Here is a 26,991-nt window from a genome sequence, read left to right on the forward strand (position 1 = left end):
GTCCGTTTCTTGCCCAATCCTCTGAATTTATCCGCGCGGGGCGTCGCCAAAGACGCTGTAATCCGGGAGCTGCACCTGCTGATACGGCTCCCAGCCGCCGCCAAGCGCCTTGTAGAGCGCCACCAGATCGAGCGCGCTTTGCACCTGCGCCTGAGCGCGCTGCTGCTGAGCCTGGGCGAGCTGACGCTGGGCATCCAGTACGTCGATAAAGCTGGCGATGCCCTGTCGGTAGCTGTCGCTGGCTAAGTCAAAGGCGTTTTGCAGGGCGTCGATCGTTTTTGCGAGGCCCGCTTCACGCTGCTGGTCGGTGCGGTAGCTGACCAGCGCGTTTTCAACATCGCCGAGCGCGGTGAGCACCGTCTGCCGATAGTCCAGCACCGCTGCCCCCTGCTGCGCGCGCGCCACCTTCACGCTGGAGACCAGTCGTCCGCCCTGGAAGATCGGAATAGAAACCTGCGGACCGAAGCTGTAGAAATGGCTGCTCCAGTCGGTCAGCCAGTTGGTTTCGCTGTTACGCAGGCCAAACTGCCCGGAGAGGGTAAAACTCGGGAACAGCTCGGCCACCGAGACGCCGATTTGCGCCGTGGCGGCATGAAGATTCGCCTCCGCCTCACGCACGTCCGGACGACGGCGCGCCAGCGTGGACGGAATGCCCGTTTGCACGATATCCGGCAGCGCAGGCATTGGCTGCGCTGACTGGAGTTCGGCATCCAAAGCGCCCGGCGGCTTGCCGAGGAGGATTGCCAGGCCGTTCATCGCCTGCCGCGCCTGCGCCTGATATTGCGGCAGTTGCGCTTCCAGATTTCCCAGCTGCGCCCGGGCATTTTCTACGTCCATCTGTGGCGAGAGCCCGCCGCGCTGGCGGCTTTCGGTGAGATCCAGCGTCTGCTGCGCGCTCTCAATCTGGGTATTCAGGGTGGCGATAATGCTCTGCGCGCCGCGCAGCTGTAGCCACGCCCGCGCCACTTCCGCTTCCAGCGACACCAGCGCGTCGTTACGCTGCTCGATAGCCGCCTTCTGCTGGGCTTCCGCGGCTTCCACCTGACGGCGCACCTTGCCCCACAGGTCAATTTCCCACTGGGCGTCGAAACTGCCCTGGTAGAGGTTGATCGGCTGCGTCAGCGGGCCTAACGCGCCCCGCAGGGCTGGATCGACATTATCCAGCTGGTCATACACGCCGTGGGATTTCAGCTCGCCTTCCAGCCCGAGCTGTTGGCGCGTCGCCTGTAGATTGCCGTTAACCGACGGGAAAAATGCTCCGCCTGCCTGATTAATCTGTTCACGCGCCCCGGCGATGCGTAGCACCGTTTGCTGCAGGGTCAGGTTTCCGGCAATAGCCCGTTCAACGAGGCTATCGAGCTGCGGCGAGCCGAAGGTTTTCCACCAGCGCGGGTTGGTCGCAGCGGAGATGGTTTGCGATTTCACGCCGCTGTCGCCCTTATCGTTCCAGTGCGTGACGGCCGGCGGCGCGGGTGGCTGGTAATCCGGTCCCACGGCACAGCCAGCCAGCAGCAGCATTATCATCAGAGGGTATAAACGTCTGTGTATCATCAATGTGCTCCTGCACTCCCCTCGCTCTTAACCGGCGAGAGCAACAAACAAAACGGAATCAGTAACAAGGCCATCACGCTCAGCAGGGTGAAGACGTCGATGTAGGCCAGGAAGCGCGACTGCTCGATCATGGTCTGGTACATCCGCCCGGTGGCAATGCCGGTTGGGTCACCCACCTGAGTCGTGAAGTTCTGGATCGCCTGGGCGCTTTCGCGTATCGCCTGCTGAAACTGCTCGTTAAACGGTGAAGCGTGATACGCCAGATGCGCGCTATGGGCCTGCGAGCGCTCGGTAATGGCCGCCGTCGAGAGCGAAATCCCAATCGAGCCCGCCACGTTGCGGAACATGGTAAACAGCGCCGCCGCGTCGGCGTTGAGCCGTCTCGGTATCGAGATGAAGGCAATCGTGGTGAGCGGCACAAACAGGAACCCCAGCCCAATCGACTGAGCGCTGCGGAACAGCACCAGGGTCTCGAAGTCGATATCCGGCGTCAGCGTGCGCGACCAGAAGAACGACACCGCCAGGCAGGTAAAGCCAAAGGCGATAATCCAGCGCGTCTGCACCACCGGCATGAGCTTCAGCACCAGCGGGATGGTGAGTACAATCAGCACCGCGCCGGGCGACAGCACCAGCCCGGACCAGGTGGCGGTATAGCCCAGATCCTGCTGCGCCAGCTGCGGGATCACCACCGAGCTGCCGTATAAAATCATCGCCATCCCAGCCATTAACAGGCTGGAGATCGCGAAGTTGCGGTCTTTCAGGCAGTAGAGATCCACCACCGGCTTTCTGGCATACACCAGCCAGTAGATCGCGCCGATGATACCGATCAGCGTCAGCACGGCGAAAGTGCGGATAAAGTTTGAGTAGAACCAGTCTTCATCCTCTCCCCGGTCCAGCATCACCTGCAAACAACCGAGCCCTAAGGCGATCAGCCCGATCCCCGTCCAGTCGATGGTTAGCTTCTCTTTCGATTTACTCTCCCACGGCGGATCTTCCAGCAGCTGATAGATCGCCAGTACCGTGACGATCCCCACCGGGATGTTGATAAAGAACACCCAGCGCCAGGAGTAGTTGTCGGTGATCCAGCCGCCGAGCGTGGGGCCGAGCACCGGCGCAACGATAATCGCAATAGAGGAGAGACCAAACGCTTTGCCCCGGTCCTCCGGCTTGAAGTAGTCGAGCAGCACCGACTGCTGGGTAGGCTGCAACCCGCCGCCAAAGAAGCCCTGCATCACGCGGAACAGGATGATCTGCCACAGCTCGGTGGCGATCCCGCACAGGAACGAGCAGACGGTGAACATCACAATGCAGATTAAGAAGAACTGCTTGCGGCCAAACACCCGACTTAGAAACGCCGAGATGGGCAGCACGATGCCGTTCGCCACCAGATAGCTGGTTAAAACCCAGGTCGATTCGTCATAGCTGGAGGAGAGCGAACCCGCGACGTGCGGCAGCGCCACGTTAACGATGGTGGTGTCCAGAATTTCCATAAACACCGCCAGGGTGACAACAATCGCCACCGCCCACGGGTTACTGGCGGGTTTCCAGCTGTCGTGGCTATGATCCGTCATTCCACTGTCACCTTCGGCGCCACCGACAGCCCCAGCGGCAGCGGTTTATTCGGGTCGAGTCCCTTATCAATCACGATTTTCACCGGCACGCGCTGCACAATTTTGACGAAGTTGCCGGTGGCATTTTCTGCCGGGAAAGCGGAGAAGCGTGAGCCACTGCCCTGCTGAATACTGTCGACGTGGCCCTCAAGTTCCATATCCGGCCACGCATCCACGGAGACGGTGACCTTATCGCCGGGCTTCATGCGTTCAAGCTGGGACTCTTTAAAATTCGCCACCACCCATACGTTAGGGGAAACCAGTGAGAACAGCGCGGTGCCCGCCTGCACCAGCGTCCCGGGCTGCACGTTGCGTTTGGTGACAAAGCCGTCGAACGGGGCGCGGACTTCAGTGTAGGAGAGATTCAGATTGGCCGTTTCGAGCTGCGCTTTCGCCTGCTCGACCTGACGCTCACGCGCTTCAACGTTGGTTTCCTGCTGGCGAATTTGCAGTTGAACCTGCTCCGCCACTTCCAGCTGCGCCTGGGCGCTGGCCAGTGCAGCCTGCGCGCTGCGCAGCTGTGCGTTCGCAGAATCAATACTTTGTTGCGTGGTCGCCCGCGGGTCGACGCCGCGTTGACGACGGTACTCCGCCTGCGCGTTCGCCAGATCGGCCTGCGCTTTCAGTACCTGCGCTTTCGCTTCGTCACGCTGGGCAGGATACTGCACTTTTGAGAGCGCCAGCTGCGCCTGGGCCTGATGGAGCTGCGCGATAGCCAGTCCAAGCTGAGCCTGAGCCTGATCGCGCTGGGCGGTGGTATCGCGTGGATCGATAACCACCAGCAGATCGCCTTTTTTCACGCGCTGGTTATCGCGCACGTGCAGCCCGGTGACATAGCCCGCCGTTTTGGGGGCAATCGTCACCACATCGCCATCGGTAAAGGCGTCGTCAGTTGTCTCTTCGTTACGGGTTAAAAACCACCAGACCAGCGCCACGACAACCATCACTACCACGACAATGCCGAGGATAATTAACGGTTTTTTGCCCGGTCGCTTACGTTCATTATTATTGTTTTCCTGCTCGTCAGCAGGCGTTTTTTGATCTTCAGCCATAGTTCAGCAACGGTCCTGTCAGTGAGCGGCATCACACTATGCCGTTCACTAAAGCTAGGACGTTGCTATACGTTTGCCAGGAAAAACTGACAAATTGCGCACTATATGAGAAGGAATAATCCGAAACCGATCGCCGCAGCCCACACCAGCATGGGGAGGGACCAGAGATGGAAGCGCCACCAGATACGACGATCGCTGGCCATTCGCAGGGCTATGAGGTTTGCCAGCGAGCCGGGCAGCAGCCCAAACCCGCCAATGTTCACCGCCCAGGCCAGAAGGGTGTCAGGCGGAACATAGTTGAGCAGCAGAATGGTGGAAGGCACGTTGCTGATAAACTGCGACAGGCCAATGGCCGTCAGCCACAGACCCGGCTGAGACAGCGTGCTGACGCTGTGCAACACGTTTTGCAGCACCGGAAGCTGGATAAGAAGATGCACATCAATAAACATCGCCATAAAGACCAGCAGCAGCGTCCAGTCCACGCTCACCAGCACCCGGCGTGCCAGCACGACAAAGCCTGCGGCGACCAGCAGCACACCCGCCAGCTCAACCTTCAGTTCCAGCGCGATGAGAAAGACGATGTACAACCCGAGGCAGCTCCAGACCAGACGCGGCTGCCACTGCGGGCCCGCGGTTCCGCTATGGTACTGCAGTTTTTTATCCGGAAAAGCAAACCAGCATACCGCCAGTAGCGACAGCATCATCACCAGTGCCAGCGGGGCCATCTGCCAGGTAAAGGCGGCAAACGACAGGCCGGACCGCCCCCAGAGCAGGATATTTTGCGGGTTGCCGATAGGGGTCAACAGAGAACCGGCGTTCACGGCCAGCGCTTCAAAGATGATCAGCCGGCTGACCGGGATCTCGCAAAGCCTGCGTAGCGTCAGCGTGAGGGGCACGATGATAAACAGTGCCACATCGTTAGTCAGAAACGTCGACAGCACCGCAGCGGAGAAGACCATAAACAGCGCCAGCCTGCGCTCGGTGGCAAAACGGCGCACCATTTTACGGCCCAGCACGTCAAAATAGCCGCTCAGCTCAACCCCTTTGGTCAGCATCATTAACCCACTCAGGGTAATGATGGTGCGCCAGTCAATGGCGGCAACCCAGGCGCGGGGCGCAAACGGCACAAAGAGGCTTAACCCTGCGCCAATGATTAATAAGAGATGGAAGAAACGATCGCGTGCCAGGGCATGCAGTCCGGGGATTTTCATTCAGCGGAGGGACCGTATTTAAGGGTAAATTCACGAAACTTCACCAGCGTCTCTTCACTTACGTGGTGCTCCATTCCTTCCGCATCCCGGCGGGCAATCTCCGGGCTAACGCCCAGCACCAGTAAAAAGTTCTCGACCAACTGGTGACGCTCGCGGCTCTCCTGTGCAAGCTTCTCCCCTTCCGGCGTCAGAAATACACCGCGCCAGGGGATCATTTCAATTAAGCCCACCGAAGCCAGACGTTTTAACATTTTAGCCACTGTCGGCTGTGATACCCCCAGTCTGGCGGCCATATCGACCTGCCGCGCTTCCCCGACTTCACGGATCAGATCGGAAATCAGCTCAACATAGTCATCAATCAGTTCACGACGGTGCGCTTCACGGACCTGGCGAAACCCTTCGACATGTTCTTCAACATTCACCAGCTGCGTCGTTTTTCTGATTGTTGGCTTACCTGCGCGACGGTTCATTGTACTTCCTCAGTGGGGTGACGCTTCCAGCGCCCGGTATCGAGAGCGCACATTGTAAACCATCCCTCTGCAAGCACAAAAAATTAACGAAATAGCCATAGCTATACAATATAGCCTGTGCTATATCTGTATGTAATGCAGTCACCCTTCACGGATCGAAGGGATCAAAAATCAGGAGGTCTTATGAACGAATTCAAGAGGTGTATGACCGTGTTTACCCACTCTCCCTTTAAAGTGCGCTTGATGCTGTTGAACATGCTGTGCGATATGTTTAACAACAAACCGCATCAGGACGACAAACCTTCCCACTAAGCGGCGTTGCGGTACGCCGCTTCATCTCTGCGTCACATTCCCGCTGTAAACTGGCTCCCGGCCGCCCTATTCCCGATCTTTTTTACGGATTTGCAATCCTCTTCGCAAAACATCTGTTGGGCAACTGTTGCTATTATTTTGCGCTCGCACTATCTTCTTGCAGCCCTGCACTATTTGCGGCTCGCTGAAGCGGACCCTCATTCCCTTTCTACGCACTGTCAGGCAGGTTATGACCCTTGACGCCAGGGTGAGCACATGGCGTTTTTATCCATGATAGTGACCTATGAATTTAACCCTGATAGATTCTGTCGTTACCCGTAGCCGGGCCTTAAGCCCGTGGACGGCGTTTTACTTTTTGCAGTCATTGCTGATTAACTTTGCACTCGGCTATCCCTTCAGTCTGCTGTATGCGGTGGCGTTCACCTGCATTCTGCATGTGCTGTGGCGGGCCGCTCCGCGCGTGCAAAAAACGCTGATTGGAATCTGTTCGCTGGTCGCTGCCCTCTATTTCCCGTTTGGCCAGGCTTATGGCTCGCCAAACTTTAATACCCTGCTCGCGCTGCACTCGACCAATATGGAAGAGTCGACGGAGATCCTGACCATCTTCCCGTGGTATAGCTACGTGGTAGGGCTCTTTATCTTCGCGCTGGGGGTTATTGCCCTCCGCCGTCAGTCAGTTGAGAAAAAGTCCTGGGGCAAGATCGAAATTCTTTGTCTGGTATTCAGTATTGCCGTGGCGTTCGTCGCCCCCATCCAGAATATTCCCTGGGACGGTAAGTTAAGGCTCATTAACGTAGGCTATCCGGTTTTCCGCTTCGTGAAAGACGTTGTCGTGAATAACAGAGAAGTGCTCGACGAGCAGGCCCGCATGGCTGAACTTTCCAATAAGAAAGACACCTGGAACGTGCTGGCGGTGAAGCCGAAATACCATACCTACGTGGTAGTGATCGGCGAGAGTGCCCGTCGCGACGCAATGGGCGCATTCGGCGGACACTGGAATAACACGCCGTTTGCCAGCTCGGTCAATGGCACCCTGTTTACTGATTATGTCGCGGCCAGTGGCTCGACGCAGAAATCGCTGGGCCTGACGCTGAACCGTGTGGTAGAGGGCAAACCCCAGTACCAGGATAATTTTGTTACCCTGGCAAACCGCGCAGGTTTCCAGACATGGTGGTTCTCTAATCAGGGGCAAATTGGCGAATACGATACGGCCATCGCCAGTATTGCGAAGCGTGCTGACGAAGTGCAGTTCCTGAAGAGCGGTGACTTTGAGGCCGACAAAAATACGAAAGACGAAGCGTTGCTGAAAATGACGGCGCAGGTGTTTGCCACACCACGCACCCAGCCTCAGCTGATTGTCCTTCACCTGATGGGCTCACACCCGCAGGCCTGCGATCGCACTGACGGGAAATACGCGGATTTCGTGCAGTCCAAAGAGACCTCTTGTTATCTCTACACCATGACGCAAACCGACGACCTGCTCAGCAAGCTGTACGATCAGCTGCGCAACACGGGTGACAGTTTCTCTGTGGTCTATTTCTCGGATCACGGGCTGGCGTTTAAAGAGCGTGGCAAAGAAGTGCAATACCTGGCCCATGACGACAAGTTCCAGCAGAACTTCCAGGTACCGTTTATGGTGCTGTCGAGTGATGATAAAACGCATCGCGTGATTAAAGCGCGCCGTTCGGCGAATGATTTCCTGCAGTTCTTCTCTCAGTGGACGGGGATTAAAGCCGAAGAGATAAAAAATGCGTATCCGTTTATCTCCAACAAGAAAGCGCCCCCAGTGTACGTTACCAACTTCAAGTTACAGAAAGTTGACTATAACCATCTGGGTACGGATATTTTTGATATTAAGAGTAAGTGATTTCTGCCGTCAGACTGATGCTATCACCCTGATCCTCTCCCACGTGGAGAGGGAACAAACAAAAAAAAATCCGCCACATTGGGCGGATTTTTTATTCGATCACCGGAGTGATTAGAAGCGGTAACCTACGCCCGCGATCCAGGTGCCAACGTCAACGTTGCGGATACGGCTCTGCTCATAGGAGAAGTCCAGAGCAACGTCCTGGATTGGGTTGAACTGCAGGCCTGCGCCATAGGAGAAGCCGTAGTCGCTGGTGCTTGCAGTGCGGTTCAGACCCTGGTTTTCGGTCTGCTGGAATTTACCGTAGCCAACACCTACAACACCGTAGATGCTTGCCCAGTCATTCAGACGGTAAGCTGGACCAGCAGTGATACCGTAGTACTGGCCTTTGTTGTACGCGCCGTTTTCAGTACGATCTTTCTCGGTGTAGGTGAAAGAACCGATCACGCCCAGCGGGTTGTTATCCTGCTCGTAACGATACTTCAGGTTGAAACCGTTAGTTTTGTTCATTACGCCCTGCATATCGCTCTGAGCGTAACCACCGGTTACAGTAGAAGTAGCCGCTACAGCGGTACCTGCGGAAACAGCCAGTACAGCGGCCAGTGCTGAAAGACATGCAATTTTTTTCATAACCACCTCAAATGTGCTTCAAGTAAGTCCGTAAGTTTTAAATATATCAAAAAATTTTGCGAAACTCTTTGTGATTCGTGATGTCTAACGAGGTCTTTCCTGTAACAGAACGTTTCCAACCTCAGCTAACTCTTTCAAATCACATGCGATTTTTCCTACAAAACGCCCATATTGCGCGTCTGTGCTGTTACATTCATCCAGATTATTCCTAATCTTTAAGACGATTAATCCAGCAGTAGTTAACCATTTTACGGATTTCATGGGGCTTTTTTTTCAACAGAGTCTCAACCGTCGCTGTATATTTCCTTTACACTGCAACCTTTACTTCATTTGACAGAAGCTGACAGGAGAAAGGATGCCTGGGTTATCCCGCACGTCGTCGGTCTGGTTGCCGGTAGCAGTCATACTCATTGCCATGTTGTCCATTCAAAGCGGTGCCTCGCTGGCAAAATCGCTCTTTCCACTGGTAGGGGCACCCGGGGTGACGGCCCTGCGTATCGTGCTGGGCACGGCGATACTGGTTGCTATTTTCAAACCCTGGCGTCTGCGCTTCAAAAAAGAGCAGCGTCTCCCCCTGCTGTTTTATGGTCTGTCCCTTGGGGCGATGAACTATATGTTCTACCTCTCCATCCAGACCATCCCCCTCGGGATCGCCGTCGCGCTGGAGTTTACCGGTCCGCTTGCGGTGGCACTTTTCTCTTCCCGTCGTCCGGTGGATTTTATCTGGGTCGTATTGGCGGTGCTGGGCTTATGGTTCCTGTTGCCGCTCGGCCAGAATGTCACTGAGATTGATCTTACGGGTGCCGCGCTGGCTCTCGGAGCCGGTGCCTGCTGGGCCGTTTATATCCTCACCGGGCAGCGCGCAGGCGAAGAACATGGCCCGGCAACGGTCGCCCTGGGTTCCGTGATTGCGGCTATCGTTTTTGTGCCGATCGGTATGGCGCAGGCCACGGCGTCTATCTGGCAATGGTCAGTTATGCCCATTGGGCTGGCGGTCGCAGTGCTCTCAACGGCGCTCCCCTATTCTCTGGAGATGATCGCCCTGACGCGTCTGCCGACACGCATTTTTGGCACCCTGATGAGCATGGAGCCTGCCCTGGCGGCAATCTCCGGAATGGTATTCCTTGGCGAAACGCTGACGCTTACCCAGACGCTGGCACTCTGCTCTATTATTGCAGCCTCAATGGGGTCAACGCTCACCATGCGCCCGGAACCCAAAGTTGAGAAACTCGACATCAACTGATGCCATATATTCTGCATGGCTTTCTGGCCATGCAGAATAAAGGCCAGATCGTCAGGCGTTATAATTTCTTACATACTTTGTCATATTATCGAAATATCCTGCGAGGCCTGTTTTCTCTGTCCTCAATTAAGATTGATCTGTATCATTTCTAAAATAATCTATTTATATCAATAAATTATATTATCAAACTCCTTCTTGCTATTAAACCGATAGGCACAGCCAGACCGCAGAGAAAAAATCCGGTGCTATACTTAGTTCCGTAATTACCTGGGACATTAACATCAAGAGGATATGAGATTATGAGTACCGCTAAACTGGTGAAAACGAAAGCGTCTAATCTGCTTTATACCCGTAACGATGTATCGGATAGCGACAAAAAAGCGACCATTGAGTTGCTGAATCGCCAGGTGATCCAGTTCATCGATCTTTCGCTGATCACCAAACAGGCCCACTGGAATATGCGCGGTGCAAACTTTATTGCCATTCATGAAATGCTGGATGGCTTCCGCACAGCACTGGTGACACACCTCGATACGATGGCTGAACGTGCCGTACAGTTGGGTGGTGTTGCGCTGGGTACCACGCAGGTGATCAACAGTAAAACGCCACTGAAAAGCTACCCGCTGGATATCCATACCGTTCAGGATCACCTGAAAGAGCTGGCAGACCGTTACGCGATTGTGGCCAATGACGTGCGCAAAGCGATTAGCGAAGCCAAAGATGAGGATACGGCAGATATCTTCACCGCCGCCTCCCGCGATCTGGATCAGTTCCTGTGGTTTATCGAATCTAACATCGAGTAATCCATACGATTTTTCTATCGAACCCTCGCCTTCCGGTGAGGGTTTTGCACATCTATGGTGCACACTTTTGGCCTGATACGGTGCAAAAGTGAATAAATTGTAATAATCACCTCACACAACCGTTAATGGAAGATTGTTTTTTCGTCAGAATTTACGCTAAATATCTCCCCGTCAGTTGAGCCAAACGACGCGCACCAAAATGGTGCTCCATCATGGTGCAACACAACATCATTGCCCCGTTTTTTGTGCAATGCATGACTCCATCCCCTTTGCAAAACAACAGCTTGTAAAGTTGGCACGATTTTTTCATTGTGCCTGTCGTTCTCTCAGGGGATCGCCCCGTGGATATAAAAGGAAATGCTATGAAGTCTGTATTAAAAGTTTCACTGGCTGCACTTACCCTGGCTTTTGCGGTGTCCTCTCAGGCTGCCGACAAACTGGTTGTGGCGACCGACACGGCGTTCGTTCCGTTTGAATTCAAACAGGGTGATAAATACGTTGGTTTCGATGTTGATTTGTGGGCCGCTATCGCAAAAGAACTCAAACTGGATTACACCCTGAAGCCAATGGACTTCAGCGGCATCATCCCGGCACTGCAAACCAAAAACGTTGATCTGGCCCTGGCGGGTATCACCATCACCGAAGAGCGTAAAAAAGCGATCGACTTCTCTGACGGTTACTACAAAAGTGGTCTGCTGGTCATGGTCAAAGCCGATAACAATGACGTCAAAAGCGTGAAAGACCTCGACGGTAAAGTTGTCGCCGTGAAGGGCGGTACCGGTTCCGTGGATTACGCAAAAGCGAACATTAAAACCAAAGACCTGCGTCAGTTCCCGAACATCGACAACGCGTACATGGAACTCGGCACCAACCGTGCTGACGCTGTTCTGCACGACACACCGAACATCCTGTACTTCATCAAAACCGCAGGTAACGGCAAGTTCAAAGCGGTAGGCGACTCTCTGGAAGCACAGCAGTACGGTATCGCATTCCCGAAAGGCAGCGACGATCTGCGCACGAAAGTGAACGGCGCGCTGAAAACGCTGAAAGAGAACGGCACGTATAACGAAATCTACAAAAAATGGTTCGGTACTGAGCCTAAATAATTTCACCTGAAATCAGGTTTGTAACGCCCGGTGGCGCTGACGTTTACCGGGCCTACATTTTTCGTTTTTCACCACGGTATACAGGAATACATCATGCAGTTTGACTGGAGCGCCATCTGGCCTGCCATTCCACTCTTGCTTGAAGGCGCTAAAATGACCCTGTGGATTTCGGTCCTGGGTCTGGTGGGCGGGTTGATTATCGGTCTTGTCGCCGGTTTCGCCCGCACCTACGGCGGCTGGATTGCAAACCACATCGCACTGGTTTTCATCGAAGTGATCCGCGGCACCCCGATTGTCGTGCAGGTCATGTTCATCTACTTCGCCCTGCCAATGGCCTTCACCGACCTGCGTATCGATCCGTTCAGCGCAGCCGTCGTGACCATTATGATCAACTCGGGCGCCTACATTGCGGAAATCACCCGCGGTGCGGTGCTGTCGATTCATAAAGGTTTCAGTGAAGCGGGTCTGGCGCTGGGCCTTTCGCGTCGCGAAACGATCCGCCACGTCATTCTTCCGCTGGCGCTGCGTCGCATGCTGCCACCGCTGGGTAACCAGTGGATCATCAGTATTAAAGATACGTCGCTGTTCATCGTTATCGGCGTGGCTGAGCTGACCCGTCAGGGGCAGGAGATCATTGCTGGCAACTTCCGCGCGCTGGAAATCTGGAGTGCGGTAGCCGTTGTCTACCTGATCATTACTCTGGTTCTGAGCTTCGTTCTGCGTCGTCTTGAAAGAAGGATGAAAATCCTGTGATTGAATTTAAAAACGTTTCCAAGCACTTTGGCCCAACCCAGGTGCTGCACAATATTGATCTGAACATTACCCAGGGTGAAGTGGTGGTCATTATCGGGCCGTCCGGTTCCGGTAAATCCACTTTGCTGCGCTGCATTAACAAACTGGAAGAGGTCACCAGCGGCGATCTGATTGTCGACGGTCTGAAGGTCAATGACCCGAAAGTGGACGAGCGCCTGATTCGTCAGGAAGCGGGCATGGTGTTCCAGCAGTTCTACCTGTTCCCGCACCTGACGGCGCTGGAAAACGTGATGTTCGGCCCGCTGCGCGTGCGCGGTGCCAGCAAAGCGGCGGCGGAAGCGCTGGCAAAAGATCTGCTGGCAAAAGTGGGTCTGGCAGAACGTGCGCACCACTACCCTTCAGAGCTCTCCGGTGGTCAACAGCAGCGCGTCGCGATTGCCCGCGCGCTGGCAGTGAAGCCGAAGATGATGCTGTTTGATGAGCCAACGTCCGCACTCGACCCGGAGCTGCGCCACGAAGTGCTGAAAGTCATGCAGGACCTGGCAGAGGAAGGGATGACGATGGTTATCGTGACCCACGAAATCGGCTTTGCGGAGAAAGTCGCGTCCCGCCTGATCTTTATCGATAAAGGTCGTATCGCGGAAGACGGTAACCCGCAGGAACTGATTGCTAATCCGCCGAGCCAGCGTTTGCAGGAGTTCCTGCAGCACGTCTCCTGATCTTACGCTTCACGCTGAGCCGGGCTTGCCCGGCTTTTTTACGCCAGATTGTTCCCAAAAACTCCCCTCCTCCCCGCGCCCTCTATACTTATCATTTTGCACGATATTTTGTCGGAGGACGCTGTGCCGTGGTTCCTGCTGCTGTTGATAAGCCTGTTTAGTGCGCCATCCCTCGCCGTGGCGATCCCCGGCGTGACCACCGGAACGACCGCGTCCCAGCAAAGTACGCCGCCCCCGGAACCGGATGTTGAACAAAAAAAAGCGGCTTACGGCGCACTTGCCGACGTGCTTGAAAACGATGCCTCCCGAAAAGAGTTAATCGATCAGCTGCGTAAAGCCGCCGCCACGCCGCCAAAGGAGACCGTTCCCACCCTCACCCCGCCGCAGGTAGAGGAACAAAAAACCGTGCTGGAAAACGTCACCGACGTGAGCCGACGCTTTGGTGAAGCGCTCTCCACACGCTTTGCCCAGCTCTTTCGCAACCTGATGGGATCGCCCCATAAGGCATTTAACCCGCAAACCTTTAGCGCCGCCGCCACCCAGTTTTTGATGCTGGCGGGCGCGGTATTTCTTTTTTACTGGCTGGTACGCCTCTGTGCCTGGCCGCTTTACCGCAAGATCGGCTACTGGGGCCGAAAAAAGAACCAGCATAAAAACAGCTGGCTGCACCTCCCCGCCATGATCGCCGGAGCCTTTATTATTGATTTACTGCTGCTGGCGTTGACGCTGTTTGTGGGTCAGGTGCTGGCGGACCGTCTCAATACGGGCAACAAAACCATTGCCTTCCAGCAGGCGCTCTTTCTGAACGCGTTTGCGCTCATCGAATTTTTTAAAGCGGTACTGCGCGTCATCTTTTGCCCGCGCGTGCCTGAACTCCGCCCGTTTAATATCAGTGATGACAGCGCGAAATACTGGGCCGTGCGGCTCAGCGTGCTCAGCGGCCTGATTGGCTACGGCCTGCTGGTTGCGGTGCCGATCATCTCCAACCAGGTGAACGTGCAGTTTGGCGCGCTGGCGAACGTGTTGATCATGCTCTGTATTACCGTCTGGTCGCTGTACCTTATCTTCCACAATAAAAAGGCGATCACGGAGAGTCTGCTGCATCTGGCCGATCGTTCTTTGTCGTTCTTTAGCCTCTTCATTCGCGCCTTCGCGCTGGTGTGGCACTGGCTGGCAAGCGCTTACTTCATAGTGCTGTGCTTCTTCTCGCTGTTCGACCCGGGTAATAGCCTGAAATTTATGATGGGGGCGACGTTCAAAAGCCTGGCGATTATCGGCATCGCGGCATTTGTGTCGGGGCTGTTGTCACGCTGGATTTCGAAAACCATCACCCTGTCCCCGCACGTACAGCGTAATTATCCGGAACTGCAAAAACGCGTGAACGGCTGGATGTCAGTCTCCCTCAAGGTGGCGCGCATTCTGACCGTCTGCGTGGCGATTATGCTGCTGCTGAATGCGTGGAACCTGTTTGATTTCTGGAACTGGCTGCATAACGGCGCAGGTGAGAAGACCGTTGATATTTTAATTCGTATCGCACTGATTCTGTTTTTCTCCGCCGTTGGCTGGACGCTGCTGGCGAGCCTTATCGAGAACCGTCTGGTGTCCGATATTCACGGTAGACCGCTCCCCAGCGCCCGTGCGCGCACGCTGTTGACCCTCTTCCGCAATGCGCTGGCGGTGATCATCAGTACCATCACCATCATGATTGTGCTGTCGGAAATCGGCGTAAACATCGCTCCGCTGCTGGCAGGTGCCGGTGCGCTGGGACTGGCGATCTCCTTCGGGTCACAAACGCTGGTGAAGGATATTATTACCGGCATTTTTATCCAGTTTGAGAACGGAATGAACACCGGCGATCTGGTAACCATCGGGCCGCTGACCGGCACGGTCGAGCGGATGTCGATTCGTTCGGTGGGCGTGCGTCAGGATACCGGGGCATACCACATTATTCCGTGGTCATCGATCACCACCTTCGCCAACTTTGTGCGCGGCATTGGCTCCGTTGTGGCGAACTACGATGTGGATCGTCATGAGGATGCGGACAAAGCGAAGCAGGCGCTGCGGGACGCCGTTGAAGAGTTAATGCAGATGGAGGATATTCGCGGCCTGGTAATTGGCGAGCCGTCATTTGCCGGGATCGTCGGGCTGACGAATACGGCATTTACGCTTCGCGTGTCGTTCACCACCCAGCCGCTGAAGCAGTGGACGGTGCGCTTTGCGCTCGACAGCATGGTGAAAAAACACTTTGATCTGGCAAACGTGCGGATGCCGGTGCAGACGTATCAGGTGTTGCCTTCACCGGCATCGATGCCACCTCCGCAGGAGCCGACATTGTAGCCGTGTTGCCGGGTGGCGGCTTCGCCTGACCCGGCCTGCGGGACACCTTATTTGCGGCGTTTGTTGTCATCCATAAACGACCAGGCAATAAAGCGGCTCTGCTTCTGGCCCTGCGCCATCTCTTTTTTCACCACTTTCACCGCGCCTGCTTCGGTGAGGGCCCGGTAGAGTGGCGGCAGGTTATCTCCGCGGGAAACCAGCGTGGTGAACCATTTCACCTGGCGACCAAACTGTTTGCTTTCGGCAATCATCCGCAGGATGAAGGCGACTTCACCGCCCTCGCACCACAGCTCCTGCTGCTGTCCACCAAAGTTCAGCGCGGCATCTTCGGCCTGACCCAGGTTGCGGCGTTTGCGCTCGCTGCCTGCACGGGCCGCTGCCGCCGAATCATGGAATGGCGGATTACACATCGTGGCGTCATAGCTTTCGTTTTTGTGAATGATGCCGTTGAAGATTGACGTCGCCTCCTTCTGGCGACGCAGACGAATGGAACGACTCAGGCCAGCGTTAGCGCTGATTATCGCCTGCGCGCTGGCAAACGCCTCGGCACCGATTTCGCTCCCGGTAAAGCGCCAGTGGTACTCATGCACGCCAATCAGGGGGTAAATCAGGTTTGCCCCGGTACCAATATCCAGGACGGAAGCCTGCTGGGGGAGCGCGCCGTCACGATCGTCGGCGAGAAGATCGGCAAGGTGATGAACGTAATCAGCACGGCCCGGAACAGGAGGACAGAGAAAGCCTTCCGGGATATCCCAGTGCGCCACACCGTAAAAATGCGCCAGCAGCGCCTTGTTCAGGGTTTTCACCGCCAGCGGATCGGCAAAGTTAACCGACGGTTCACCCGCGGGGGTCTCGACAATATAGTCCTGCAGCGCCGGACAACTCTGGCACAGTGCGTTCATGTCGTAGCGGCTGCGATGGCGATTTCGTGGGTGCAATCCCGGCTTTTGGGAAGTCATGGCATTCTCCTTTAAACAGCGGCGTAAGATACCTTGTGCTGGCTCTACGGTAAATCTTTCTCTGCAACCCTTAAAAAACCGCCATAAATCAAACACCTTTATGTCTATGATCTGTCAGCGGATTGTCAGCTTTTATCGTTCAAAAAATAAGCAGATCATCATCAAATATTTGCGCTAAATCACACTCGTCAGGCTTCTAAACTTAAAGGGAATCACCTGTTGTTTCCTCATGAGGATGTGATTATGAAAAAGTATCTGACCCTTGCTCTTCTCGCCGGTACCCTGGCGAGCGCCTCTTTCTCCGCTATGGCCGTTCAGTCCTTGACCCAAAGCACGGACACCAGCCAGCTGCGCCCGGCAGGTACCGTCTCGGTAAGCCGCGCAAGCAACCTTGACGATCTTCAGGATAAACTGGCTGAAAAAGCTCGCCAGGAAGGCGCTAAAGGCTTCGTGGTGAACTCCGCAGGTGGAGATAACCATATGTACGGCACAGCGACTATCTATAAATAACGTGTTTCCTTTCACCCGACTGCATCTGCCTGCCAGATGCAGTTTGTCTCCCCTCTCACCTTGATTGTGCATTTTTTAACCCCATATTAACGCTATGGCTTAAACCGATATCAGGAGGGCAAGATGGCTTCCGGTTGGGCAAATGATGATGCCGTGAACGAACAGATCAACAGTACGATTGAAGATGCGGTTGCGCGCGCTCGCGGCGAAATTCCGCGCGGCGAAAGTTTAACGGAATGCGAAGAGTGCGGAGAGCCCATTCCTGAGGCGCGGCAAAAAGCCATTCCCGGGGTAAGGTTATGTATAACCTGTCAGCAGGATAAAGATTCAAAGAACGCTTCACATTCGGGATATAATCGCAGAGGATCGAAAGACAGCCAGTTACGCTGACTTTCCTTTACCTAAGTTAACCGCCCGAATGATTACCTTTACGCTCACGCTTTTTAGCGAACCGCGTAGCAAAATGTGCCATTCATCTTTCTTCTGTAAAGCGTATCAACAAGAAGTGTAAAGCCGTAATTTGAATTTATTAATAATCAATAAGTTATTTGTCATTCAATTTTTTTGATTGACCACGTCAATTCTCTTCGATTTTATCTCTGCAGAAAAAACGTGATACTTATCACATCGACGGAACATCGTCCCCTTAACAGAATAACCTGCGAGAGATTAATTATGAAAACCATCAAATATGCTGTTGCTGCTGTTGCCCTGTCCGCTCTGTCTTTCGGCGCATTCGCTGTAGAGCCTGTTTCATCTACTCAGGCGCAGAACATGAATAAAATCGGTGTGGTGAGTGCAGAAGGCGCGACCACGCTGGACGGTCTGGAAGCCAAACTGGCTGAGAAAGCGGCTGCTGCCGGTGCAAGCGGATACACCATCACCTCCGCTAACACCAACAACAAGCTGAGCGGTACTGCGGTTATCTACAAATAATCGCCTGAATGAATGCTGTACCCTCACCAAACCCTCTGGTGAGCTGCTCCAACCCTCATTGACCCTGTTGTTTGTTACCCTTGCTTGCCCGTCCGCCACTGGACGGGCTTTTTTTTGCCTAAAATGCCGCCTCAACCCGTTTCATGCCAGCCTCGACCGTGTCAACTTCCCCGGTCGCCAGCAGGCAGCAGGCCATCTGTAACTTGATGGACTGCGGCACCGGTACATTTCCGGCAAGGCACTGTTCAATCCACTTCGCGGTGATGTAGGGATCTTTCGCCTCCGGCAGAATAACGCCGCTGTTCTCTTCCCCACGTTCAAGCGCGATACGCGTCCCAGCCGCGTCGATCAGCATTATTTGCGGGCAGCGCTGCGGATTAGCGTAGACCTCGCCTTCCGTCCCATGCATCAGCAACGCGTTGCCGCCAATCTCTTCAAAGAATTTCCCCACGCGCCCCACGTATTCCGGGTGCGAAACGCTGGAAAGGCGCAGCGCGGCATTTTCGGCAAACGGCGTGGCCAGCTTCGCCAGCGTATGCGCGCTGTTACGCACGCCCATTCTCCAGCGCATTGCGAGCTGCTTTTCCAGCGGCGGGCAGAGAGCCTTTACGGGAATATAGACCGGCTGATGGCTATCGAGCTTCGCCTGCGCCTGCCCGGCGTGGAGAGTGGGTTCGATCCCCAGCAGTTCAAAAATCGTTTCTGTCAGCACGCGGGTCGGATCTTCACTCACCCCGTGCACCACCACCGGAAAACCCAGCTTATGTAACAGAATAGCCAACAGCGGCGTCAGGTTGGCCTGCTTGCGCGCGCCGTTATAGCTGGGAATGACGATCGGCATCGGTTTTGCCACCGGTGGCGTCAGACGCAGCGTTTGCGCCTGCATCGCCTCATAAAAGCCGCGCATCTCCGCTTCACCTTCTCCCTTAATGCGCAGGGCGATAAGAATGCCGCCGAGTTCGAGATCGGGAACCTCACCGTTGAGCATACGGGTGTAAAGCGCACGCGCTGTCTCATGATCCAGGTCGCGGGCATGGTTTTTTCCACGCCCTACCTCTTTGATAATTTTACGATAATCCACGGTATCTCTCCTGAAAACGTCACCTTGTTAACACTATATCCCCGATGAAACCTGCCCGGTAGCTTTTTATCCCCACCGCCAGAGCCATCTGTTTTACCGAAGAAAAAAATTATGCAAGCACTGATTCAATTATTTGTGATGCCTATAGAAGATTCTTATCCATCCATTCTTTGATTAAATAACGAACGGAAATCATTGAGGACAACGGGCAAAAACCTTAGGCACGTTTTTACCCACACACCAGGAACTATTATGAACAAGATTGCGTTAGGTCTTTTTATCGCGTCGGTGATTGGCTGCTCGGCATCCGCTTTTGCAGCAACAGACGGTGAAGGACAGATCAACTTTACGGGCGAAATCATCGATTCCGCCTGTCAGGTTGTGAATGGTTTAAGTAACCCGTTGAACGTGACATTAGGCAAAGTCTCCAAGACGGTCTTTACCGGTGCCGGCTCCACCAGCACCGCCACGAAGTTTGATATTGAGTTAAAAAACTGCCCGGAAACCGTTACGGCGGCGGCAATCAACTTCGGTGGAACCCCGGATGCCAATAACAACAGCACCCTGGCGTTAACCCCCGATGCAGATGCCGCAACCGGCGTAGCCATTCAGCTGATCGACTCTTCTGAACAGCCCGTCAGTTTATATACTCCGTCAAAAGAGTATCCGCTGGCCTCCGGCACCGCAGTAAACGATCTGCAGTTTGCCGCGCGATATATTCAAACCGGTGCGACTATTACCGCGGGTCCGGCAAACTCTGTTTCAACATTCACGGTTATTTATAACTGATATTGCTCACCAGGGACTATTTCCTTTTGCAAAAAAGAGATAGTCCCGCCTTATTTTGAGAAAAAACTATGCGTCACGGTTATTTACTCAGCACCCTTTTACTGGTAGCTGCAACGGCACATGCAGGCGTTATTATTAACGGCACGCGCCTGGTCTACCAGGGAGGCAAAAAGGAATCCTCTATCGGTATTTCAAACCCAGATGCAACGGATTATCTGGTGCAATCCTGGGCGGATTCTGGCGGTAAAGACCTGGCCAAAGCCCCTTTTCTGATTACGCCGCCACTGTTTCGTCTTGATGCGAAGCAGGAAAACGTTCTGCGCGTCGTACGTACCGGCGGAAATTTGCCTGAAGATCGCGAGTCGATGTTCTGGCTGAATATAAAAGCCATCCCCTCCTCAAAAAAGGTGGCTGGGGTCAATACCCTGCAAATTGCGGTTAACACGCGCATTAAGCTGATGTACCGCCCGGCCTCCGTCAAGGGTAAACCGGAAGCGGTAGCGGATCAGCTTGAGTGGCACCGCGAGGGCAATGATTTAGTGGTTAACAACCCGACGCCGTTTTATATGAATTTCCAGTCGGTCACCCTTAACGGTCATAAGGTCGATAAAGCGACCTGGGCCGTACCAAAAACCGAAACCCATTTTGCGTTGCCTGCACATACCGGCGGTTCAACCGTGTCCTGGTCAATTATTACTGATTACGGCAGCATCAGCAAAACGCTCTCTGCATCCGTGCATTAATACCGTACCCAATAACGCACCTTATGATTACCTATTCTTCAACCCCAAGAAGGCAATTGCCTTCCGTTTATCGGATGCTTACGCTGCTGACCCTGCTATGCGGGTTAGCGGCCGTGGGTTTTTCGCAGCAAACGCGGGCGGATGATTATTTTAATCCAGCGTTGTTGGATGTGGATAATCCACAGCAGGGAAAAACCGATCTCTCCATTTATGAAAAAGGTCCGGGACAGGCGCCAGGGAAATATCAGGTCACGATCTTTATCAATAATAATAAAATTGATACCCGCGACGTGACCTTTATATTGCAAAAGCAGGATAATGGAGAAAATTCCCTTCAGCCCTGCTTTACTCTGTCCGATTTAAAAAGCCTGGGTATTAAAACTGACGACTATCCTCAGCTTGCCGTGAAAGGCTCATGCGCGGATTTGCACGCCATACCGGCGGCGACGGCGACATTTCGCGTCAGCAACCAGCAGCTTCTGTTGAGCATTCCGCAGTCCGCGCTCGGTCAGGTTCCCCGTGGCTATATTGACCCAACAGAATTTGATGAGGGGATCACGGCGGGCATCCTCAACTACAGCGCCAGCGCCAGCCAGAGCCACGCCCGTCAGCAGGGCATGCAGGACAACAGCAGCCAGTACGTTAACCTGCGTCCGGGCCTGAACGTCGGCGCGTGGCGCCTGCGCAACTACTCCACCTGGAGTCGCAGCACCAGCGGTCACGAAGAAGAGCAATCCTTTAACTCGGTCTACACCTATGCCCAGCGCGATATCGTGGCGTTAAAAAGCGACCTGACCGTAGGCCAAAGCAGCTCCCCGGCAGACGTATTTGACAGCGTTCCATATACCGGCGCGCAGCTGAACTCCGACAACGATATGCTGCCGGACAGCGAAAAAGGCTATGCCCCGATCATCCGCGGCACGGCCCACAGTAATGCGCTGGTGGTGGTACGTCAGAACGGCTACGTGATTTATCAAAATACCGTTGCGCCGGGTGCATTTGAAATTAATGACCTGTATCCCACCGGCAGCAGCGGCGATCTCCAGGTCACCGTGAAAGAGACGGACGGCAGCGAACGTCACTTTGTGGTGCCCTACGCCTCCGTACCGGTCCTCCAGCGCGAAAAGCATCTGAAATACAGCGTCACTGCCGGGCGCTACCGCTCTTATGACAAAGACGTGGAAAAAACGCCCTTCGCTCAGGGGAGTGTCATTTATGGCCTGCCGTACGGATTCACCGCCTACGGTGGCGTGCAGCAAAGCAGCCATTATCAGTCACAGGCGCTGGGCACCGGTAAAAACTTTGGCGATCTTGGCGCGTTTTCTGTCGACGTGACGCGCGCCAAAGCGCTGCTCAAAAAACAGCAGGCCAGCAAGGGGCAATCCTGGCGTCTGCGCTACAGCAAAGATTTCGCGGGTACGGGCACAAACTTCGCTCTGGCTGGCTATCGCTACAACAGTAAAGGGTTTTACACCCTCGAAGACACCATGGAGTCCTATACCCGCGCCGATGACTGGTCAGCACCGCAGCAGCGCCGCGCGCGTACCGAGGCCACCATCGATCAAACCCTCGGCGAAGGCTGGGGATCGTTTACGCTGAGCCTGGTCAAAGAGACCTACTGGAACCAGGGTCAGGATATGACCTCGATGAGCGTCAGCTATAACAACAGCTGGAAGGGAATCACCTACAGCATGAGCTATAGCCTCAACAAAAACACCAACAGCCGTGATGACGAAGGCGATTCGGTCAGTAACGATAACCTGTTCGCGCTGAGCGTGTCGGTACCGCTGGATCGCTGGATGAGCAACACCTGGGCCTCCTACAACATGAATAACAATAAAGACGGCACCACGCACACGCTGGGCCTGAACGGGACGGCGCTGGAGGAGAACAACCTTAACTGGAACGTGCAGGAAGGCTATGACTCATCAGAGAACGGTACCTCTACCAGTCTGAACGCCGATTATAAAGCCACCTACGGGGAAGTGAGTGGCGGTTTCAGCCAGGACAAATACCAGCGGACCACCAACGTCGGTCTGCAGGGGGGCATGATAGCCCACGCTAACGGCCTGACGCTGAGCCAGCCGCTGGGCGAGACCATCGCGCTGGTGAAAGCGCCCGGAGCCAGCGGCACGCACATCGCCAACCAGACGGGCGTGGAAACTGACTTCCGCGGCTATACCGTGGTGCCGTTTGTTACCGCCTATCGCCACAACACGATTTCGCTGGATACCGAAACGCTGCCTGACGAGGCTGACGTGACGCACGCTTCGCAGATCGTCACGCCAACCCGCGGTGCGGTGGTGCGGGCAAGCTTCAATACCCGCGTGGGTCATCGCGTCCTGATGACGCTGACGCACAACGGGAAGCCGCTGCCCTTCGGCGCAACGGTCACCACCGAGGATAAGGACAGCGAATTTATCGTCGGCACTGATGGCCAAACCTATCTTTCCGGAATGCCCGATCGCGGCAAGCTCTCCGTCTCATGGGGACAGGAAGCCAGCGACCACTGCGTTGCGGAATACACGCTCACGGATGAAAAAGAGAAAACAGACATTATTAACGCTGCCGCGCAGTGTCAGTAATCAACCGAGCAGGTTCACCTATGCAGCTTGTAAAACAATGCTTTTTCTTACTCATACTGGCAACCGCATCGCTGTTTATGCCGCATGCAAAAGCCACCTGTACGTCGCCGGATATGCCAAAGACCATTAACCTGTCCACGGTTTCCGTCTCCACCACGCTTCCCGTCGGCGCGACCATCCCCGGCACCGAACAGACGGTACACGTCGCGGGCCACTGTGATAATGCTGCAGATAAGGGTCTGGAGATCGTCTCCTGCTACTACGGCTACGGCACGGAAATTCCCGGCCTTTCCGGGGTCTATGAATCCGGCGTGAAGGGGGTTGGTATTGCGCTGATGAATGACAAAGGTCAGCGCATCAGCGGTGCGGGCGGGGTCACCTGCGACTCCCGCGGCACGCCTATTGGCTATGTCTCAACTGACGGCAACCAGACGTTCGATTTTAACGTCACGCTGGAGCTGGTAAAAACGGATACCGCGGTAGAATCCGGTACGCTAAATCAAAGCCAGACCGTTTTTGGCATTGGCGTTTTTGGTCACGAAGGCATCGGTTCACCCAACAATGTTAGCTATGCCGGTAACGTAAACCTTGAAAACGTCACCTGCTCCGTACTGCCAAAAAGCCTGACCGTCAACATGGGCGATTTCCCGGTCAGCGATTTCAACATGGTCGGCACGCTGGCGATGCCCGCGAAGGAGTTCAACATCACGGTGAACTGTAACTCCACCGTTCAGCCTGAATTTAAGGTCACCAGCAGCGACGGCTACGTACCCGGTTATCAGGGGGTGCTTAAGCTCACGCCGGAGGATGGCATGGCAACGGGTGTCGGGATTGAAATGGCGATCGACAACGAGCTGGCAACGTTCGATACCTACACCCAAACTGAAACCCTGGCCTATGCCAACCAGACGATGGATATCCCGGTCAAGCTGAACTATTTGCAGGTGGCAGATGAAGTCACCCCTGGCCCGGCGAACGCCGTCGCCACCATTACTCTGGCCTATAAGTGATGAAAATGAAGAAACGTCTTTTTGTGCTGGCCGCGCTGGCCAGCACGCTCACCTGTCTGGCCCGGGCTGACGATATTCAGCTGCAAATGGTCGGTAACATTTATGCCAACACCTGCCTCGTGGACAGCGCCAGCAAGGATTTAACCGTTGATTTAGGCCAGGCGGCTTCCAGTGAATTCCACGACGTGGGGGATACCGGCGCGTGGAAAACCTTCAGCCTGAAGGTGACGCATTGTCCTAAATCCCTCGCCCTGGCGACCGCCTTCTTTTACGGTCAGGCGGATGCTACCCACCCAACCAAGTTTGCCAACACGGGCAGCGCGAAGGGGCTGGCGCTGGAGCTGGCGGACAGCCAGGACCATATCCTCATCGCACCGCAGGCCAGCTTTAACGCGCTGATTGACCAGAACGACCATACCGCTACCTTCCCGCTGGCCGCACGCTATTACGCCACCGCTATGCCTGTTACCGCAGGCACGTTCAGCAGCGTCGTTCAGGTGACCTTCACTTACCAGTAGGACCGCGCCCCTTAGCACGGATGCTTTTTCGACGCCCGGCAGCCTGTTTTGCCGGGCGTTTTTTTATCTCCGGTACCGACGGCTGTTCAATCGGGAAGACCGGAAGCGCGTTGAGCAGCCGCTGTCCATAATTTTTGGTCAGCAGACGTTTATCGTAGATCACCACTTCGCCCCAGCAGCCGTGGCTTCGAATCAAACGCCCCACCTGCTGAATCAGGTTAAACGATGCCGCAGGCAGACTCTGCACCTCAAACGGATAGCGGTTAAGGCTTTTCAGCCATTCGCCCTCGGTGATCACCACCGGGCTGTCGATGGGGGGGAAGGCAATTTTATGAATGTGGACCTGCGTCAGGTAGTCGCCTTTCAGGTCAAGACCTTCCGCGAAAGACTGCAATCCCACCAGCACGCTACGCTCGCCGTTATCAATGCGTTTACGGTGGGTTTCCACCAGCCTGTAACGCGGCTGGTCACCCTGCACCAGCAGGAGTAAACGCAGATCGGTGACGTGCTCCAGAAAACGCTGCATGGCGCGTCCACTGGCGAATAACACCAGCATGCCAGGGTATTTTTTACTCTCGACCTGTTCGCGGAAATAGGCCGCCATTTCCGCAATGTGCTGTTCTTCGTTGTCGATCAGCGGCTCAAACGTCATGCGCGGAATGACCAGCTTGCCCTGCTCGCAGTGGTTAAACGGCGAGTCCAGCGCCACAAAGCGGTCACCCGCTTTTTCTTTAAGCCCGCTCATCTCCTGCAAACGAGAAAAACTGTTCAGAGAACGCAGCGTGGCAGAGGTCACCACCACGTGCGGCACGCTGCGCCAGATCAGTTTTTCCAGCTGATCGGCCACGCGGATGCCCACGCAGTGGAAGAAGAGATGCACCTGCCCGTCCCGCACGTCGCGGGTGGCCCATTTGGTGACCGGCGCGCCTGATGCCTGCGCCATTGAGGCCAGCCGCCAGAGTTTGCTCTGCGCTTCGAACATGCCCAGCGCGCGGTTCATCTGTAGCAGAATACGGTGCAGACGCACCACGTCATGCGTGCCGGTTTTCTCGCTCAGATCGTTTAAGAACATCTCCGCCAGCCCGCGCAGCTTTTCAAGGTGCTTTGCCAGCTGCTGACAAATTTCCATCACCTCTTCCGGCAGTTCGCCCATCGCAAAGCGATGTTCCGCCTCCTGGGCTGCGGGAAGATAAAGGTTGAGGATGTTATTGAGCGAGGAGATCAGGCCGTAAACCTCTTCACAATGCTCGCTTAGCCGTTCCGGCACCGCCAGCGGCGGCGTGGTTTTCGGGCGGAACTGCTCCATGCAGGTTGCCACCAGCTTGCAGAATAGATCCAGCTGCAGGCGGAACCAGGGCGCGGTGATCTCGGCGCTCATCTCCAGCGCGTCCCGAGCCACGTCGGGCAGATGGTGGCCTTCGTCGAGCACCAGCAGCAGATTTTTGGGCTCCGGTAGCACCGCCTCACTCTCCAGCGCGGCCATCACCAGCGCGTGGTTGGCGACAACCACCTCCGCCTCCTGAATTTCGCGCCGGGCGACAAAGAACGGGCACTCGCGGTAGTAGTGGCAGTTGCGGTTCAGACAGCTTGCTTTGTCGGTGCTGAGCCTGCGCCATAAGTCGTCGCTGATGGCCTGGCTGGTGTGATCCCGAAGGCCGTCCCACTTATAGCCGTCGAGTTCGGCTTTGAGTTTTGCACACTGCTCCTGCTCGGCCTTATTGTTCGGCGTCAGCTCGTCATCAAGAAACGCGAGCAGATCCTGTTGATTCGGCTCGCTGCTGGCGAGCGCCGCCAGGTTACGTGGGCACACGTAGCGCCCGCGCCCAAAGGCGGCGGTAAAGCGCAGGTCGGGGATGATTTTGCGCAGCAGCGGCAAATCTTTGCTGAAAATCTGATCCTGCAGGGCCACGTTGGCGGTGCTGACCACCAGCGTTTTGTCCTCTTCCCGCGCGATGGCAATACCGGGAATGAGATATGACAGGGTTTTCCCGACGCCGGTCGGCGCTTCAATCGCCAGATGTCGCCCGTCGTCCCCGGCAAGCGTTTTTGCCACGTCAGCAATCATCTGCCGCTGCGGCGCTCGGGGGATAAAGTCGGGGATCTGCTGTTGTAGCGCCTTGTACCATGCGCCAATTTGCGCTTTCAGCGCCGCGGTTAAAGCCATCGAAAAACCTGAAATACTGTATAAACAGCCAC

Annotated in this window: 25 protein-coding genes; 16 read left to right on the forward strand and 9 right to left on the reverse strand. The window is 55.1% G+C overall.

Annotation, left to right across the window (positions count from 1 at the left end; translation table 11 throughout):
- Nucleotides 1–27: 27 nt before the first annotated feature.
- The 5 genes from O1723_RS14630 to mntR form a co-directional block, all read right to left on the reverse strand.
- Complete coding sequence (locus O1723_RS14630) at nucleotides 28–1,551, reverse strand: efflux transporter outer membrane subunit (protein ID WP_248190717.1); 1,524 nt, start codon at nucleotides 1,549–1,551, stop codon at nucleotides 28–30.
- Nucleotides 1,551–3,122, reverse strand: coding sequence for a DHA2 family efflux MFS transporter permease subunit (locus tag O1723_RS14635; protein WP_023336960.1), 1,572 nt, complete (start codon nucleotides 3,120–3,122; stop codon nucleotides 1,551–1,553). Before O1723_RS14635 ends, O1723_RS14630 begins: the two co-directional genes overlap by 1 nt.
- The gene (locus tag O1723_RS14640) at nucleotides 3,119–4,213 is read right to left on the reverse strand and encodes an HlyD family secretion protein (RefSeq protein WP_014883112.1); all 1,095 of its coding nucleotides are present in this window, start codon (nucleotides 4,211–4,213) and stop codon (nucleotides 3,119–3,121) included. Before O1723_RS14640 ends, O1723_RS14635 begins: the two co-directional genes overlap by 4 nt.
- A 101-nt stretch (nucleotides 4,214–4,314) precedes the next feature.
- Nucleotides 4,315–5,424 carry an anion transporter gene (locus O1723_RS14645; RefSeq protein WP_023332471.1) on the reverse strand — a complete coding sequence of 370 codons (1,110 nt, stop codon included), beginning with the start codon at nucleotides 5,422–5,424 and terminating at the stop codon, nucleotides 4,315–4,317.
- On the reverse strand, nucleotides 5,421–5,894 hold the full coding sequence (gene mntR, locus O1723_RS14650) for a manganese-binding transcriptional regulator MntR (RefSeq protein ID WP_014169260.1): 474 nt from the start codon (nucleotides 5,892–5,894) through the stop codon (nucleotides 5,421–5,423). The genes O1723_RS14645 and mntR overlap by 4 nt, the downstream gene beginning before the upstream one ends.
- A gap of 183 nt (nucleotides 5,895–6,077) precedes the next feature.
- Here mntR and mntS point away from each other — a divergent pair, with 183 nt between their 5' ends.
- On the forward strand, nucleotides 6,078–6,206 hold the full coding sequence (gene mntS / locus O1723_RS14655) for a manganase accumulation protein MntS (protein WP_014831181.1): 129 nt from the start codon (nucleotides 6,078–6,080) through the stop codon (nucleotides 6,204–6,206).
- Nucleotides 6,207–6,489: 283 nt separating this feature from the next.
- On the forward strand, nucleotides 6,490–8,073 hold the full coding sequence (locus tag O1723_RS14660; RefSeq protein ID WP_014883111.1) for a phosphoethanolamine transferase: 1,584 nt from the start codon (nucleotides 6,490–6,492) through the stop codon (nucleotides 8,071–8,073).
- A gap of 111 nt (nucleotides 8,074–8,184) precedes the next feature.
- On the opposite strand, the gene ompX is transcribed toward O1723_RS14660, so the two are convergent.
- The gene (gene ompX, locus O1723_RS14665; RefSeq protein ID WP_014883110.1) at nucleotides 8,185–8,703 is read right to left on the reverse strand and encodes an outer membrane protein OmpX; all 519 of its coding nucleotides are present in this window, start codon (nucleotides 8,701–8,703) and stop codon (nucleotides 8,185–8,187) included.
- Between the two features lie 355 nt (nucleotides 8,704–9,058).
- Here ompX and rhtA point away from each other — a divergent pair, with 355 nt between their 5' ends.
- The 6 genes from rhtA to ybiO all read left to right on the forward strand — a co-directional run bounded on the left by rhtA (nucleotide 9,059) and on the right by ybiO (nucleotide 15,664).
- The gene (gene rhtA, locus O1723_RS14670; protein WP_248190719.1) at nucleotides 9,059–9,946 is read left to right on the forward strand and encodes a threonine/homoserine exporter RhtA; all 888 of its coding nucleotides are present in this window, start codon (nucleotides 9,059–9,061) and stop codon (nucleotides 9,944–9,946) included.
- Nucleotides 9,947–10,245: 299 nt separating this feature from the next.
- Entirely contained in the window at nucleotides 10,246–10,749 is a 504-nt protein-coding gene (gene dps, locus O1723_RS14675; RefSeq protein WP_023336957.1) for a DNA starvation/stationary phase protection protein Dps, read from the forward strand.
- 362 nt (nucleotides 10,750–11,111) lie between these two features.
- Nucleotides 11,112–11,855 carry a glutamine ABC transporter substrate-binding protein GlnH gene (glnH, locus tag O1723_RS14680; protein WP_014883108.1) on the forward strand — a complete coding sequence of 248 codons (744 nt, stop codon included), beginning with the start codon at nucleotides 11,112–11,114 and terminating at the stop codon, nucleotides 11,853–11,855.
- Nucleotides 11,856–11,948: 93 nt separating this feature from the next.
- Nucleotides 11,949–12,608, forward strand: a complete 660-nt coding sequence (gene glnP / locus O1723_RS14685) for a glutamine ABC transporter permease GlnP (protein WP_003858462.1) — start codon at nucleotides 11,949–11,951, stop codon at nucleotides 12,606–12,608.
- Nucleotides 12,605–13,327 (forward strand): glutamine ABC transporter ATP-binding protein GlnQ, encoded by a 723-nt coding sequence (glnQ, locus tag O1723_RS14690; protein WP_014883107.1) that lies wholly within the window; start codon nucleotides 12,605–12,607, stop codon nucleotides 13,325–13,327. The genes glnP and glnQ overlap by 4 nt, the downstream gene beginning before the upstream one ends.
- Nucleotides 13,328–13,450: 123 nt before the next feature.
- Entirely contained in the window at nucleotides 13,451–15,664 is a 2,214-nt protein-coding gene (gene ybiO / locus O1723_RS14695; RefSeq protein WP_248190755.1) for a mechanosensitive channel protein, read from the forward strand.
- Between the two features lie 47 nt (nucleotides 15,665–15,711).
- Here the strand turns inward: ybiO and rlmF are convergent, their stop codons facing one another.
- Entirely contained in the window at nucleotides 15,712–16,623 is a 912-nt protein-coding gene (rlmF, locus tag O1723_RS14700) for a 23S rRNA (adenine(1618)-N(6))-methyltransferase RlmF (protein ID WP_023336955.1), read from the reverse strand.
- A gap of 243 nt (nucleotides 16,624–16,866) precedes the next feature.
- Between rlmF and mcbA the strand changes: the two genes are divergently transcribed.
- The 3 genes from mcbA (at nucleotide 16,867) to ybiJ (ending at nucleotide 18,069) form a co-directional block, all read left to right on the forward strand.
- On the forward strand, nucleotides 16,867–17,133 hold the full coding sequence (mcbA, locus tag O1723_RS14705; protein ID WP_014883104.1) for a DUF1471 family periplasmic protein McbA: 267 nt from the start codon (nucleotides 16,867–16,869) through the stop codon (nucleotides 17,131–17,133).
- 123 nt (nucleotides 17,134–17,256) lie between these two features.
- Nucleotides 17,257–17,523 (forward strand): DksA/TraR family C4-type zinc finger protein, encoded by a 267-nt coding sequence (locus O1723_RS14710; protein ID WP_014883103.1) that lies wholly within the window; start codon nucleotides 17,257–17,259, stop codon nucleotides 17,521–17,523.
- A 285-nt stretch (nucleotides 17,524–17,808) separates the two neighbouring features.
- The gene (gene ybiJ / locus O1723_RS14715; protein WP_023336954.1) at nucleotides 17,809–18,069 is read left to right on the forward strand and encodes a DUF1471 family protein YbiJ; all 261 of its coding nucleotides are present in this window, start codon (nucleotides 17,809–17,811) and stop codon (nucleotides 18,067–18,069) included.
- 118 nt (nucleotides 18,070–18,187) lie between these two features.
- On the opposite strand, the gene ybiB is transcribed toward ybiJ, so the two are convergent.
- Nucleotides 18,188–19,150 carry a DNA-binding protein YbiB gene (gene ybiB, locus O1723_RS14720; RefSeq protein ID WP_023332467.1) on the reverse strand — a complete coding sequence of 321 codons (963 nt, stop codon included), beginning with the start codon at nucleotides 19,148–19,150 and terminating at the stop codon, nucleotides 18,188–18,190.
- Between the two features lie 252 nt (nucleotides 19,151–19,402).
- Here ybiB and O1723_RS14725 point away from each other — a divergent pair, with 252 nt between their 5' ends.
- The 5 genes from O1723_RS14725 (at nucleotide 19,403) to O1723_RS14745 (ending at nucleotide 24,795) form a co-directional block, all read left to right on the forward strand.
- Nucleotides 19,403–19,939 carry a fimbrial protein gene (locus O1723_RS14725; RefSeq protein WP_023338176.1) on the forward strand — a complete coding sequence of 179 codons (537 nt, stop codon included), beginning with the start codon at nucleotides 19,403–19,405 and terminating at the stop codon, nucleotides 19,937–19,939.
- 68 nt (nucleotides 19,940–20,007) lie between these two features.
- Complete coding sequence (locus O1723_RS14730; protein WP_023332465.1) at nucleotides 20,008–20,682, forward strand: fimbrial biogenesis chaperone; 675 nt, start codon at nucleotides 20,008–20,010, stop codon at nucleotides 20,680–20,682.
- Nucleotides 20,683–20,756: 74 nt separating this feature from the next.
- Nucleotides 20,757–23,267, forward strand: coding sequence for a fimbria/pilus outer membrane usher protein (locus O1723_RS14735; protein ID WP_045307504.1), 2,511 nt, complete (start codon nucleotides 20,757–20,759; stop codon nucleotides 23,265–23,267).
- A 20-nt stretch (nucleotides 23,268–23,287) separates the two neighbouring features.
- Nucleotides 23,288–24,277, forward strand: coding sequence for a fimbrial protein (locus tag O1723_RS14740; RefSeq protein ID WP_023332463.1), 990 nt, complete (start codon nucleotides 23,288–23,290; stop codon nucleotides 24,275–24,277).
- A gap of 5 nt (nucleotides 24,278–24,282) precedes the next feature.
- Complete coding sequence (locus O1723_RS14745; protein ID WP_032629171.1) at nucleotides 24,283–24,795, forward strand: fimbrial protein; 513 nt, start codon at nucleotides 24,283–24,285, stop codon at nucleotides 24,793–24,795.
- On the opposite strand, the gene dinG is transcribed toward O1723_RS14745, so the two are convergent.
- Nucleotides 24,782–26,959, reverse strand: coding sequence for an ATP-dependent DNA helicase DinG (gene dinG / locus O1723_RS14750; protein WP_014883095.1), 2,178 nt, complete (start codon nucleotides 26,957–26,959; stop codon nucleotides 24,782–24,784). The genes O1723_RS14745 and dinG overlap by 14 nt on opposite strands.
- Nucleotides 26,960–26,991: the final 32 nt, after the last annotated feature.

This window comes from Enterobacter cloacae complex sp. HYC080_NIDB (assembly GCF_056673325.1).

Excerpts from the sequence above, each read along its gene's own strand:
- O1723_RS14645 (WP_023332471.1), bottom strand. The coding sequence starts at position 5,424 with ATGAAAATCCCCGGACTGCATGCCCTGGCACGCGATCGTTTCTTCCAT.
- O1723_RS14725 (WP_023338176.1), top strand. The coding sequence starts at position 19,403 with ATGAACAAGATTGCGTTAGGTCTTTTTATCGCGTCGGTGATTGGCTGC.
- O1723_RS14660 (WP_014883111.1), top strand. The coding sequence starts at position 6,490 with ATGAATTTAACCCTGATAGATTCTGTCGTTACCCGTAGCCGGGCCTTA.
- O1723_RS14640 (WP_014883112.1), bottom strand. The coding sequence starts at position 4,213 with ATGGCTGAAGATCAAAAAACGCCTGCTGACGAGCAGGAAAACAATAAT.
- mntS (WP_014831181.1), top strand. The coding sequence starts at position 6,078 with ATGAACGAATTCAAGAGGTGTATGACCGTGTTTACCCACTCTCCCTTT.
- O1723_RS14635 (WP_023336960.1), bottom strand. The coding sequence starts at position 3,122 with ATGACGGATCATAGCCACGACAGCTGGAAACCCGCCAGTAACCCGTGG.
- rhtA (WP_248190719.1), top strand. The coding sequence starts at position 9,059 with ATGCCTGGGTTATCCCGCACGTCGTCGGTCTGGTTGCCGGTAGCAGTC.
- ybiJ (WP_023336954.1), top strand. The coding sequence starts at position 17,809 with ATGAAAACCATCAAATATGCTGTTGCTGCTGTTGCCCTGTCCGCTCTG.
- glnP (WP_003858462.1), top strand. The coding sequence starts at position 11,949 with ATGCAGTTTGACTGGAGCGCCATCTGGCCTGCCATTCCACTCTTGCTT.
- mntR (WP_014169260.1), bottom strand. The coding sequence starts at position 5,894 with ATGAACCGTCGCGCAGGTAAGCCAACAATCAGAAAAACGACGCAGCTG.
- ompX (WP_014883110.1), bottom strand. The coding sequence starts at position 8,703 with ATGAAAAAAATTGCATGTCTTTCAGCACTGGCCGCTGTACTGGCTGTT.
- O1723_RS14740 (WP_023332463.1), top strand. The coding sequence starts at position 23,288 with ATGCAGCTTGTAAAACAATGCTTTTTCTTACTCATACTGGCAACCGCA.
- O1723_RS14710 (WP_014883103.1), top strand. The coding sequence starts at position 17,257 with ATGGCTTCCGGTTGGGCAAATGATGATGCCGTGAACGAACAGATCAAC.
- O1723_RS14735 (WP_045307504.1), top strand. The coding sequence starts at position 20,757 with ATGCTTACGCTGCTGACCCTGCTATGCGGGTTAGCGGCCGTGGGTTTT.
- dps (WP_023336957.1), top strand. The coding sequence starts at position 10,246 with ATGAGTACCGCTAAACTGGTGAAAACGAAAGCGTCTAATCTGCTTTAT.
- mcbA (WP_014883104.1), top strand. The coding sequence starts at position 16,867 with ATGAAAAAGTATCTGACCCTTGCTCTTCTCGCCGGTACCCTGGCGAGC.
- rlmF (WP_023336955.1), bottom strand. The coding sequence starts at position 16,623 with ATGACTTCCCAAAAGCCGGGATTGCACCCACGAAATCGCCATCGCAGC.
- O1723_RS14730 (WP_023332465.1), top strand. The coding sequence starts at position 20,008 with ATGCGTCACGGTTATTTACTCAGCACCCTTTTACTGGTAGCTGCAACG.
- O1723_RS14745 (WP_032629171.1), top strand. The coding sequence starts at position 24,283 with ATGAAGAAACGTCTTTTTGTGCTGGCCGCGCTGGCCAGCACGCTCACC.
- O1723_RS14630 (WP_248190717.1), bottom strand. The coding sequence starts at position 1,551 with ATGATACACAGACGTTTATACCCTCTGATGATAATGCTGCTGCTGGCT.
- dinG (WP_014883095.1), bottom strand. The coding sequence starts at position 26,959 with ATGGCTTTAACCGCGGCGCTGAAAGCGCAAATTGGCGCATGGTACAAG.
- glnH (WP_014883108.1), top strand. The coding sequence starts at position 11,112 with ATGAAGTCTGTATTAAAAGTTTCACTGGCTGCACTTACCCTGGCTTTT.